Origin of the sequence: Stakelama marina (assembly GCF_018122655.1) — a bacterium.
Taxonomy (GTDB): Bacteria; Pseudomonadota; Alphaproteobacteria; order Sphingomonadales; family Sphingomonadaceae; genus Sphingomonas; species Sphingomonas marina.
The window spans coordinates 923,637-935,749 of the sequence record NZ_JAGRQC010000001.1; the positions used below are offsets into that span (position 1 = coordinate 923,637).

Here is a 12,113-nt window from a genome sequence, read left to right on the forward strand (position 1 = left end):
AGCGATGCGGATCGTCGACGTAAACGCGTTCTACACACCCAGCGGGGGCGGTGTGCGGACCTATGTCGAGCGCAAACTGGCGGCGCTGCCCGCGCTCGGGCACGAAATCGTCATCCTGGCGCCGGGCGAGCGCGAAGAAACGCAAGAGATCGCGCCCGGCGCGCATATCGTGACGATCCCCAGCCCGCGCTTCCCGCTCGACCGGCGCTACGGCTATTTCGATGATGAAAAGGCGCTGCACCGGGCGCTCGACCGACTGAAGCCCGATTTCGTCGAAGCATCCTCGCCATGGGCCAGCGCCGCGATGGTCGCGCGCTGGAACGGCGCGGCGCCGCGGGCGCTGGTGATGCATGCCGACCCGCTATCGGCCTATGCCTATCGGTGGTTCGGCCCCATCGCCCCGCGCGCCGTCATCGACCGCGGGTTTGACCGGTACTGGCGCCATTTGCGACGCCTCGACGCCGGTTTCGACCATGTCGTCGTCGCCAGCCGAGACCTTGCCAGGCGCATGGCCGAGGGCGGTCTGCGCAACCTTCGAACCGTCCCGATGGGTGTCGAACCCGGGGTTTTCGATCCCGCGCTGCGCGACGAGGCATTGCGCGCCAGCCTGCTCCGCGATTGCGAGCTCGGCGACAATGCGACCCTGCTGCTGACTATCGGCCGCTTTGCCCCTGAAAAGCGCATTCCGATGGTGATCGGCGCTGCGCTCGCCGCCGGTTGCCGCGCCCCGATCGGCTTGATCGCCGTTGGCGAAGGTCGCGACCAGGCGGCCGTGATGCGGGCAAGCGGGCACAGCCCCCATGTCCGCATTCTCGCACCGATCCGCTCGCGCGAACGAATGGCGCGGTTGATGGCCAGTGCCGACGCGCTGGTGCATGGATGCGAGGCCGAAACATTCTGCATGGTCGCCGCAGAGGCGCGCGCCAGCGGCCTGCCGCTGATCGTTCCCGACCGCGGCGGCGCGAGCGATCATCATCGCCACGGGGCGGGCTTCCGCTATGCGGCGACCGACCGGGCCGATCTTGTCCGCACGCTCCACCAGCTGGTTGATGCCGACGGCGCCGCACTGCGCGCCCGGGCCGCCGAAGCAGCCCCTGCCGTCCGCACGATGGACCGTCACTTTACCGAACTCGCGGCCTTGTACGAGGCGTCGTCGGAGCTGCGCGATGCCGCCTGACGGAAGCGATTTCTTCAGGGATTCGGGCGATGGCCCGCCGCTACGCATTCTGACGCCGCTGCACAGTTTCGAACCCGGCGGGGTCGAACGCATCGCGTTGCGGCTGCATCGGGCCTGGCGGGCGGCGGGTGTCGACAGCCATCTCGTCGTCGGCCGCACCGACGGAGCCATGCGGCGCGAGTTCGACGGACTGCGGTATTTCACGCTCTCGCCGCGATGGCTCCCCACGGCGAGCTGGGAAACGCTTTGGATGATCGCCAGCCTGCCGCGCGCAATCAGGGCCGTCAGACCCGACATATTGTTCTGCGCCGGCAACACCTACGCCATCGTCATGGTCGCCATGCGCATCTTGCTGCGCCAAAACTGCCCGCCGATCATCTGTAAGATCAGTAACGACCTGCATCGCCACGATCTTCCCCGCCCGGCCCGCCCCTTCTACCGCCTCTGGCTGCGGCTCCAGGCCCGCATGATCGACCGGTTCGTGGCACTGGCTCCGGCGATGGAGCCCGAAATCGTCGCGTTGACCGGCGTTCCGGAAAGCCGCGTCGACACGATCGAGGACCCTGCCCTTACTATCGATCGGCTGTCCATCGCGCCTTCGTCCTCGCCTGGTCCCGGCACGCACTATCTGGCGGTCGGCCGGCTCGTTCCCCAGAAAAACTTCTCGCTTCTGCTCAAGGCATTTGCCCGCGCGCGCCAATCGGGCGACCGGTTGACGATCCTCGGCGACGGCGCGCAGCGCGCCAAGTTGGAAGCGCTCGCGGAAAGCTTCGGCATCGCCGAAAGCGTCACCTTTGCCGGACATGTTTCCGATCCTACCGACTATATGAAGCGCGCCGACATTTTCGTGCTGTCATCGGATTATGAAGGCGTCCCTGCGGTTCTGCTCGAAGCGCTCGCGGCCGGGCTGCCGACCGTCTCCACAGACTGTTGCGCCAGCATGCGCTCGCTGCTTGCCAATCCCGATCACGGGATCGTGACGCCACCGCGCGATGCCGAAGCACTCGCCGCCGCGATGGCCGCCGCCCGCAACATCCGTTTCGACCGCCCGGCAGCGCGGCGATTGCTGCGCCGCTTCACGATGGAACAGGCTGCTCCCGCCTATCTGGCGAGCATGCGGCAAACCTCGCTGGCGGCAGCAAGGCGCCATGACGCTTGACCGACTAGTCGGACGGCAGATTTTAAGGCGGTTCACCGCAACCTTCATCGTTGTCGTCGCGCTGCTCCTGGTCGAGCATCTGCCATCGCTTCTTCATCTGTCGGAAGCCGTCAACGACCGTGCGCGATTCGTCACCGAAAGCCTGGTCGCGCTTGTTCCCGAATATGCCGGGCTTGCGCTGACGTTGGGTCTGTTCGTGGGTACGGCGTTTACGATCCGTGCGCTCGGCCAACGGTCGGAACTCGACATATTCGCGGCGATCGGCGTGTCCGACCTGCGCTTGCTGCGGACTCCGCTGCTGATCGGACTCATCACGGCTATCGCATCGCTGGCGATCCAGTTCCAGCTTCAGCCCGCCGGCGAACACTGGCTGCTTCAAACCGGAAAGCGGCTGGCCGAGGGGGAATATGGCTTGGGGCTGAAACCCCATGAAATGCACCATCCCGCACCCGGAATCTCGCTGACCTATGACCGGACAAGTCCCGATCAGCATGCGATCGAAGGCATCTTCGTCCGTCGAAAGGGCGTGATCTTCTCGGCAAAGCGAGGCTCGATGTCGCTGGGAGCAGGCGGTGCGTGGGATCTCGATCTGAGCGACGGCGTGATGCTCGACGGGACGAACCGCGGCTTGCGCTTCGATCATCTGTCGCTCAGCTTTCCATCCGGCCAGCGGCCGGCAGAAACGGTGTCGAAAGACGATCGCTGGGCGACCATGAACCTCCAGGACCTCGCCAGCAGGGCGTTCGGCAGCGCATCGCCAAGCGAGCGAAACCGCGCGCTTGGCGAGATCGGAGCACGCGCCACTATGGCATGGTTCATCCTTCTGCTGCCGCTACTCTCCTATATCCTCGGCGTACCGGCGAAGCGAAGCGGCGGGATCGTGGGAATAGCTATTGGACTGGTGCTCATCGTCCTCGCGATACGCGGCAGCGATTTCGTGCGCCACGCCGGAGGATTTGCCGCGCCCGGCGTGTACGCCCTTGCATGGGGTATCCTGGCGCTCCTCCTCCTTCATCTTCACCGCAGGCTGGGACCGGGATTTATCGAACGCGCGTCGGAACGCTCGGTCCGCTTCGCACGTCCCTTGCTCGTGCGAATGTCGCGCCTTCTTCGCTCCGGCTACGCGAAGCCAAACCTGCGGGCGTAGCCCCCAAGCACGTCCGCGCAGGTTACAATTTCCCAACCTTCAGGTGTAACCGGAACGGCAGCAACAGGTGCGCTTTGGTTCTTTGCAACAGCCAAAGGAACCCGCAATGAAGTCGCCAGCATTCGCTTCCGCCGCCCTCGCCCTCGGGCTCGCCGCGTGTAGTTCGGGAAGCCCGAACAACCCGACCGCGAACACCCTCAGCGTGCCGAGCAACGTCGGCTCGACGATCCCTAGCGCCCCGCAACAGGATGCGGATGCGAGACGATCTTCGCTGATGGCGGCGGCCGAACCGTTCGAAGCGCTCACCGAGCAGGCCGAAACGGCCTCGCCGCAAAAGCTCGTCGAGTTGATCGCAAAGGCGAAAGCAAGCGCCAATGGTGCCTCGTCTCTACTCCCGGCGGACGCGTCGAAGCAGCTTTCGCAGCGGGTATCGAACATGGAAACCGCGCAATCCAATGGCCAGCCGGTCGATGTCGCGCTCCAGTCGGTCGAGGCCTATCGGCTGCTGGTCTCGAACGCGGGCAACACCGGCCCGGTCCCGACCGCGGTCAGCCTGCTCGACTATTCGGGTTTTCGCTATCAGGCCGATCTGAAAGCCCAGCCGGCCCGCTGGAACGATGCGGGCAAGGCGGCGGCCTTTGCGCAGAACCAGTGGGATACGCTCGGCTCACAGGTACAGGACGCCAAATTGCGAGACCAGATGGCGAACAAGATCTCGGACATGCGAAAGGCGGTTGCGAACCGCGACATGAAACTTGCCATGTCGGCATCGACGAAGGAACTCGATCTCGTCGATGCGCTGGAGAAATATTTCAACGGCAAGTGACCGCGAAGCGGTACGGAAATGGTGGCGCGGCTCGCCGCTATTTCCGGCCGAACAGCTTTTCGACATCGGCCATGCCCAGCTTCACCCAGGTCGGTCGGCCATGGTTGCACTGGCCCGAATGCGGCGTGACCTCCATTTCCCGGAGCAACGCATTCATTTCGGCGACCGAAAGCACGCGCCCCGCACGAACCGAGCCATGACAGGCCATGGTCGCCGCGACATGGTCGATCCGCTCCTTCAGGCTGAGCGCCGAATCATAGGCCGCCAGTTCGTCGGCGAGATCGGTGACAAGCCCGATGACATCGCCCTGGCCGAGCATCGCGGGCACCGAGCGAACAAGCATCGCCTTGGCACCGAACCGTTCGAGGTCGAGGCCGAATTCGGACAGTTCCTCGATCCGAGCTTCCAGCCGGTCGCAGGCACTTTCGTCCAGTTCCACGACCTCGGGCAGCAGCAGCGCCTGCGACTTCACCCCGCCTTCCGCGAGCGACTTGCGCATCCTCTCGAGTACCAGGCGTTCGTGCGCCGCATGCTGATCGACGAGCACCAGCCCGTCCTCCGCTTCCGCGACGATATAGGTCTTCGCCACCTGCCCGCGCGCCGCGCCCAGCGGATAGGTGGTGGCGACGGGCGCGTCCGTGGTTGCCGGTTCGGCCCGCGCCTGGGGCGGAGCGGTCATGAAGCCGGGATGTTCGTCCTGCACCAACGCGGCCGACGGAGGTGCGGGCCGGTCGATCAGGCCCAGGCCGCCGCCGGTCGGGCGCGACTGGCGAAGGCCCACCGGCTCCTGCCGCCATGCGCCAAGCGACGCTTCGCTCGGCCGCTGCACGCTGCGAAACCCTTCGGCGTCGAGCGCGCGGCGCAACCCGCTGACGATCAGCCCGCGCGCAAGGCCGGGATCGCGAAAGCGCACTTCGGTCTTTGCCGGATGCACGTTCACATCGACCGCATCTGTCGGCACGTCGAGGAACAGCGCGACGACGGCGTGACGATCGCGCGCCAGCATCTCGGCATAGGCTCCGCGCACCGCTCCGGTCAGCACCCGGTCCTTCACCGGCCGACCGTTGACGAACAGATACTGGTGATCGGCAACGCCGCGGTTGAACGTCGGCAGGCTGGCGACACCGCCCAGCCGCAGCCCTTCGCGCTCGAAATCGATCGCGACGCTGTTTTCGGCAAGCGCGCGGTCGGTAAGCGCGGCGACACGCGCAGGCCGCGATTCGTCCTGTTGGACGTTCAGCACGCGGCGCCCATCATGTTCGAGCGAGAAGGCTATGTCGGGCCGCGCCATCGCCAGACGACGCATCACATCCATGCACGCGGCATATTCGCTACGCGGAGTCCGCAGGAATTTCCGCCGGGCGGGAACGCGCGCAAAAAGCGATTCGACGCGAACCCTGGTACCGGGCGGAAGTGCCGCCGGTCCTTCCGCCTCGACAGCGCCGTTATCGACGATTCGCTGCCATCCTTCCTTCCCGCGTATCCGGCTTTCCAGGGTGAGCCGCGCGACACTCGCGATAGACGGCAGCGCTTCACCGCGAAAACCCAACGTCTCGACCGCCTCGATGGCATCGCCCGGCAGTTTAGACGTCGCATGGCGCTCGAGCGCAAGCGTCATATCCTCGGGTGACATGCCGCACCCATCGTCGATGACCTCGATCAGATCGGTGCCGCCAGCCGCGATCCGCACGGCGATCCGGCTCGCGCCGGCATCTATCGCATTCTCAACGAGTTCTTTCAGCGCGCTTGCCGGGCGCTCGACCACCTCGCCGGCGGCGATGCGGTTGACAAGATGTTCAGGTAGACGGCGTATTGACATGGACGCCGCTGTAGCCCAAGCGGCGCCATCCCGCGACCCGTATCCGCCAGTTTTGCCAGGCCGGATCTGATCCGTCCCCGGAGGGTCCCGGTCAAAATTTTGTGCGAACGCCCGCGCCAGGGGCTGGGTGCGGATACGACGGAAGAAATGGATGGTTTTCTCCAAACTTTTCAAATTCATGTCACACGACATGGCAATCGACCTCGGTACCGCGAACACGGTCGTTTACTTGCGCGGGCGCGGTGTCGTGCTCAACGAGCCGTCGGTTGTGGCGGTGGAAACGCTGCAAGGCGTTCGCAAGGTGAAGGCGGTCGGTGACGACGCCAAGCTGATGATGGGCAAGACGCCCGGCACGATCGAGGCGATTCGTCCGCTGCGCGACGGCGTGATCGCCGACATCGATGTCGCGGAGCAGATGATCAAGCACTTCATCCAGAAGGTGCATGGACAGCGCAAGTTCCTGCGCTGGCCGCAGATCGTGATCTGCGTGCCGTCGGGTTCGACCTCGGTCGAACGCCGCGCGATCCGCGACGCCGCGTCGAACGCGGGCGCGAGCCAGGTATGGCTGATCGAGGAGCCGATGGCCGCCGCGATCGGCGCCGACATGCCGGTGACCGAACCGATCGGATCGATGGTCGTCGACATCGGCGGCGGCACGACCGAGGTCGCCGTCCTGTCGCTTCGCGGCCTCGCCTATTCGACCAGCGTTCGCGTCGGCGGTGACAAGATGGACGAGGCAATCGTTTCCTATGTCCGCCGCAACCATAATCTGCTGATCGGCGAATCGACCGCCGAGCGCATCAAGCAGGAAGTCGGCGTCGCCAAGCCGCCGGCCGACGGCATCGGCGAGACGATCCACATCAAGGGCCGCGACCTCGTCAACGGCGTGCCCAAGGAAATCCAGATCAACCAGGGCCAGATCGCCGAAGCGCTGTCCGAACCGGTCGGCACGATCGTCGAGGGCGTCCGTATCGCGCTGGAAAACACCGCGCCCGAACTCGCTGCCGACATCGTCGACCAGGGCATCGTCCTGACCGGCGGCGGCGCGCTGCTGTACGGAATTGACGAGGTTCTGCGCGACGAGACCGGATTGCCGGTCACCGTCGCCGAAGAGCCGCTGACCTGTGTCGCGCTTGGCACCGGTCGGGCATTGGAAGACCCGATCTACCGCGGCGTGTTGCTCGCGGTCTGATTCAACGGGGGACGCATGGCGCCGCCACGTAACCGGCGTCCGGGATTTTCGCGTCGGGCGCAATATGGCTTGTTTCTGAGCTACGTCGTGGCAATCGGCGGCGCGTTGATCGCGGTCGTCCTGATTGCGCTGTCGCAGCTCAACGCGCCCGCCTATTCCGCGCTACGCGGCGCGGTGCGCGAGGTTACGGCACCGATTTCCGCCTCACTAGGCGGAGTCCGTCGCGGCATAACCGGCGTGCCATCGGGGATCGGCCAGTATTTCGGCGTCGTGTCGGAAAATCAGCGGCTCAAGAAACAGCTCAGGCAGAGCGGCGACCTCGTCCAGCGCGCCCGGACGCTTGGTCGCGAGAATGCGCGACTGCGCCGCCTGCTCCAGCTTCGCGATCGCGATCCGAAAACGGTCGCCGCCGCGCGGCTCGTCAGTTCGTCACCGGGCAGCACGCGTCGCTATGCCGTGCTCTATGCCGGATCGCGCCAGGGCGTTCGCAAGGGTCAGCCGGTGCGCGGTCCGGAAGGACTGATCGGCCGCGTTCTTGAAACGAGCCCGAACACGGCGCGCGTGCTGCTGATCCTCGATCCGGAGAGCATCGTGCCGGTACAGCGGACTCGCGACGGGCTGCCTGCCATCGCGGTCGGGCGCGGAGACGGCCTGCTCGACATCCGTTCCGCCGACATGGCCAATGCGCCGTTCCTCGCCGGTGACGCGTTCGTGACATCGGGAACCGGGGGCATCTACCCACCCAATATCCCGGTCGGACGCGTCACGCGCAATTCCCGCGACAGCGCGATAGCACGGCCGTTCGCGGGGCCGGATTCGGTCGACTTCGCGCTCGTACAGCAAATCTTCATGCCCGAGGCGCCACCCGAGCCGGAACCGACCGGCGAAGCCTCAGACCAGCCGTCGTGAAACCGTCAAGCCGCCTCCCCCTCGGCTCTTCGCAGCCATCATCGGGGCCTCATCGCTGGCGCGCCTATATCTCGGTGATCGTCGCGTCGCTGCTGAACACCCTGCCCTTCGTCGCCACAATCCCCATCCTGCCTCCATTCGGGCTGATGGTGCTGATGAGCTGGCGATTGCTGCGGCCCGATGTCTTTGCGCCATGGTCGCCGCTACTCCTGGGACTGTTCAACGACCTTGTCAGCGGGCAGCCGCTGGGCAGCGGAATGTTGCTATGGACCCTGTGCTTTCTGGCGGTGGACGTGATAGATAGCCGTCTTGTGTGGCGTAACATCTGGTACAACTGGCTGATCGCCGCCGGCGCGATCGGATTTTGCCTCAGCGCCGGCAGGTTGATCGCAACTCCGCTCGGCGCGCATGTTGATACTGCGCTGCTGTTGCAGATCATCGTTTCCATCGCGCTGTTCCCGGCCGTGTTCCGGATTTGCGCGCGCCTCGACTATCGTCCGCGCAAGCTATGAACCGCCCGACCAAGATCGTCACCGCCGCAGCACAGGGCTTCAGCTTCTCGCGCCGCGCGATGGTGCTGGGAATCGGCCAGGCCGCGGTCGGCACGCTGCTCGCCACGCGAATGGGCTGGCTCGCCGTTGCCGAGAACGAGCATTACAAGCTTCTGTCTGAAAGCAATCGCGTCAACATGACGCTGATCCCGCCGCGCCGCGGCTGGATCGTCGACCGCTATGGCGCGCCGATCGCGAACAACCGCACCGATTTCCGTGTCGACATCATCCCAGAGCGGCTCGAAAACAAGGCGCACGTCCTGGGCGAACTGCAACAACTGCTCGCGCTGACCGCAGACGATCTATCGCGGATCAACACCGATCTGGACCGGGCAGCGGGGTTCAAACCCGTTCAGGTCGAGGAAAATCTGAGCTGGGACAAATATGCAGCCGTGGGCGTCCGCCTGCCCGACCTTCCCGGTGTCCAGCCGACACGCGGCTTTGCCCGCAACTATCCGCTCGGCGCCGCCGTTGCGCATCTGACCGGCTATGTCGGCACCGCATCCGCCGAACAATATAAGAAGGAACGCGACCCGCTGCTCGTGACGCCGGGGTTCAAGCTCGGCAAGGACGGGCTCGAAAAGGCACTCGAACAGCGGCTGCGGGGCAAACCCGGTGCAAAACGGGTCGAGGTGACGGCGCGCGGCAAGCCGGTGCGTAACCTCGACACACGGCCCGACCAGCAGGGGCAAACCGTTCGACTGACGATCGACGCCGGCCTGCAGGAATATGCCGCGCGCAGGCTCGCCCAGAATTCAGGCTCCGCGGTCGTGCTCGACGTGCTGACGGGCGACATGCTCGCAATGGTGTCGATGCCCGCCTACGACCCCAACAGCTTCTCGCAGGGCATCGGCAAGCTCGAATGGAAGATGCTGTCGGAGGACGACCATGTTCCGTTGATGAACAAGGTCCTCCAGGGCCTCTATCCGCCGGGGTCGACGGTGAAGCCGATGCATGGGCTTGCACTGCTTCAAAACGGCATCAGCCCGGATCAGACGGTAAACTGCCGCGGCGTGTTGCAGGTCGGCACGGGGCGCTTTCACTGCTGGAAGCGGGGCGGGCACGGCCCCATCTCGATGCGCCGCGCGATCGCGCAGAGCTGCGACATCTATTTCTACACGATGGCGCGCGATCTCGGTTATGACCGGTTCGCACCGACGGCCCGCGAAATGGGGCTCGGCGCACGGTACGACCTGCCCTTCCTGACGCAATATTACGGCACCGTCCCGGACAGCGCCTGGAAGGAGAAGAAATACGGCAAGCCGTGGACCGTGGCGGATTCGATCAACGCCTCGATCGGTCAGGGCTATCTTCTCGTCAATCCGATGCAGCTGGCGGTAATGGCGGCACGGCTGGCTGGCGGACGTGCAATCGTGCCGCGCATCCTCCTCGACCAGCCGCACCGGCCCGCGGCGTCGCTCGGCCTCGATCCCGAGCATATCAAGATCATACGTGAGGGCATGTGGGCGGTCGTCAACGGCGGTGGCACCGGCGGCCGCGCGCGGATGCACATCCCCGGAGTCGAGATGGCGGGCAAGACCGGCACCGCGCAGGTACGTCGCATAACGCGGTCGGAACGCGCCAGCGGTGTGCTCGGCAACGCCGCCCTCCCCTTCAAGCTGCGCGACCACGCACTGTTCGTCGGTTTCGCGCCGGTGGATAACCCGCGCTATGCGGTTTCGGTCGTGCTCGAACATAACGGCCACCTGATCCCCGATCAGGACGCTCCACCGACCGCTTCGGACATTCTCAGCTATCTGTTCGACCGCGAAAAGGCGGTGGCACGGCTGATCGAACTGGAAAAGACCTGGGGCGGCGACATCCAGACGCGGATGAAGACGAAATGGGACGCGTTCCTCGCCGCGCAAAAGGCACCCGTCCCGCCGACGCCCGAAGACGTCGAAAGCGCAACGAGCAACGTGGTGGAAAAGGCCGCCACGACCGACCGGACCGCCAGCCCGACGGCAGCGCAGAACGGCGTGCGAGGGGAAGGCAATGACTAGCCCGGGCCTGATCCCTGCCCCGCTCGCCCAGCTGCCCTGGCGCATCATCTTCCTGGTGGTGGCGATCGGGACGTTCGGGCTGGTCGTCCTCTATTCGGCCGCAGGCGGCAGCCTGACCCCCTGGGCCGCGCGTCAGGGCGTCGTCTTCTTCGCCTTCCTGTGCATGGCGATGCTGATGTCTCGCATCCCGTCGAGCTTTTGGGGGAAGATCGCCTTTCCACTCTATGGCGTTTTAATCCTGCTCCTGATCCTGGTCGAACTGCTCGGGGCGGTGCGCGGCGGCGCCCAGCGCTGGCTCGACCTCGGGTTCATCCGGCTTCAGCCGTCAGAGTTGATGAAACCGGCGATCGTGCTCGCCATGGCCAAATTCTACGACATGCTGCCGCCCAGCGAGATCCGCAAATTCGGCGCGATCTGGCCGGCGGCGATCATCATCGGCATTCCCGCCGGGCTCGTCATGCTGCAGCCCGATCTCGGCACCGCGCTGATGATAACCTTTGGCGGCATCGTCGTGATGTTCCTGGCCGGCATTCCGCTGCGGCTCTTCATCGGCGGCGCGCTTTCCTTTGCGGTTGTCCTACCGCTCGCGGTCAATTTCCTGCTCCACGATTATCAGCGCAAGCGCGTGTTGATCTTCATGAACCCCGAAAGCGATCCGCTGGGCGCCGGTTACCATATCAGCCAATCGAAAATCGCGATCGGCTCTGGCGGCATTTTCGGCAAGGGGTTTTTGCACGGTACGCAAAGTCACCTCGACTATCTGCCCGAAGGACATACCGATTTCGTATTCGCGACCATGGCGGAGGAATGGGGCCTGATCGGCGGCGTCCTGCTGATCCTTGCCTTCTTCCTGCTGATCCGCTGGGGGGTGAATGTCGGCGTGCGCGCACGCACGCGGTTTGAAAAGCTGGCGGCGGCGGGCCTTGCCACGACGATCTTCTTCTACGTTGCCATCAACCTGGCGATGGTGATGGGCCTGGCGCCCGTCGTCGGCATTCCACTACCGCTCGTCAGCTATGGCGGATCGGCGCAGATGACGGTGCTTTTGTGTATCGGGATGCTGATGTCGATCGACCGCGCGTCCCGAAAAACGGTGCGCTGGTAAAAAGCTGCAAATTAGGGTTTGCAATGCACCGATTCGGGTGCTAACCGCGCCCCTCCAATCGCGGTGGCACACACCAATATGTGCCTCTGACGCCCGGAATGGACGCATAGCTCAGTTGGTAGAGCAGCTGACTCTTAATCAGCGGGTCCTAGGTTCGAGCCCTAGTGCGTCCACCACTTTTCAAAGACTTAGAAACATTCTCATCGCACCTTCGTGGTCGAAGGT

10 protein-coding genes and 1 tRNA gene are annotated in these 12,113 nt (G+C 64.9%); 10 read left to right on the plus strand and 1 reads right to left on the minus strand.

Annotated elements, in window-relative coordinates; genetic code table 11:
* Positions 1-4 precede the first annotated feature (4 nt).
* The 4 genes from J7S20_RS04310 (at position 5) to J7S20_RS04325 (ending at position 4,309) form a co-directional block, all read left to right on the plus strand.
* Complete coding sequence (locus J7S20_RS04310; protein ID WP_284052988.1) at positions 5-1,177, plus strand: glycosyltransferase; 1,173 nt, start codon at positions 5-7, stop codon at positions 1,175-1,177.
* The gene (locus J7S20_RS04315) at positions 1,167-2,336 is read left to right on the plus strand and encodes a glycosyltransferase (RefSeq protein WP_284052989.1); all 1,170 of its coding nucleotides are present in this window, start codon (positions 1,167-1,169) and stop codon (positions 2,334-2,336) included. The genes J7S20_RS04310 and J7S20_RS04315 overlap by 11 nt, the downstream gene beginning before the upstream one ends.
* Positions 2,326-3,483, plus strand: a complete 1,158-nt coding sequence (locus J7S20_RS04320; RefSeq protein ID WP_284052990.1) for an LptF/LptG family permease — start codon at positions 2,326-2,328, stop codon at positions 3,481-3,483. The genes J7S20_RS04315 and J7S20_RS04320 overlap by 11 nt, the downstream gene beginning before the upstream one ends.
* 106 nt (positions 3,484-3,589) lie before the next feature.
* Complete coding sequence (locus tag J7S20_RS04325; protein ID WP_284052991.1) at positions 3,590-4,309, plus strand: hypothetical protein; 720 nt, start codon at positions 3,590-3,592, stop codon at positions 4,307-4,309.
* 37 nt (positions 4,310-4,346) lie between these two features.
* Here the strand turns inward: J7S20_RS04325 and mutL are convergent, their stop codons facing one another.
* Positions 4,347-6,128, minus strand: a complete 1,782-nt coding sequence (gene mutL / locus J7S20_RS04330) for a DNA mismatch repair endonuclease MutL (protein ID WP_284052992.1) — start codon at positions 6,126-6,128, stop codon at positions 4,347-4,349.
* 151 nt (positions 6,129-6,279) lie between these two features.
* Between mutL and J7S20_RS04335 the strand changes: the two genes are divergently transcribed.
* From J7S20_RS04335 to J7S20_RS04360, 6 genes are all read left to right on the plus strand, one after another.
* Positions 6,280-7,320, plus strand: a complete 1,041-nt coding sequence (locus tag J7S20_RS04335; RefSeq protein WP_284052993.1) for a rod shape-determining protein — start codon at positions 6,280-6,282, stop codon at positions 7,318-7,320.
* 15 nt (positions 7,321-7,335) lie between these two features.
* Positions 7,336-8,229: a rod shape-determining protein MreC gene (locus J7S20_RS04340; RefSeq protein ID WP_284052994.1), complete on the plus strand. Its 894-nt coding sequence runs from the start codon at positions 7,336-7,338 to the stop codon at positions 8,227-8,229.
* Positions 8,230-8,303: 74 nt separating this feature from the next.
* Positions 8,304-8,741, plus strand: coding sequence for a rod shape-determining protein MreD (mreD, locus tag J7S20_RS04345; RefSeq protein ID WP_430980902.1), 438 nt, complete (start codon positions 8,304-8,306; stop codon positions 8,739-8,741).
* Positions 8,738-10,783 carry a penicillin-binding protein 2 gene (gene mrdA, locus J7S20_RS04350; RefSeq protein ID WP_284052996.1) on the plus strand — a complete coding sequence of 682 codons (2,046 nt, stop codon included), beginning with the start codon at positions 8,738-8,740 and terminating at the stop codon, positions 10,781-10,783. Before mreD ends, mrdA begins: the two co-directional genes overlap by 4 nt.
* The gene (gene rodA / locus J7S20_RS04355; protein WP_284052997.1) at positions 10,776-11,888 is read left to right on the plus strand and encodes a rod shape-determining protein RodA; all 1,113 of its coding nucleotides are present in this window, start codon (positions 10,776-10,778) and stop codon (positions 11,886-11,888) included. The genes mrdA and rodA overlap by 8 nt, the downstream gene beginning before the upstream one ends.
* 100 nt (positions 11,889-11,988) lie before the next feature.
* Positions 11,989-12,064 (plus strand) — tRNA-Lys (locus J7S20_RS04360).
* Positions 12,065-12,113 lie beyond the last annotated feature (49 nt).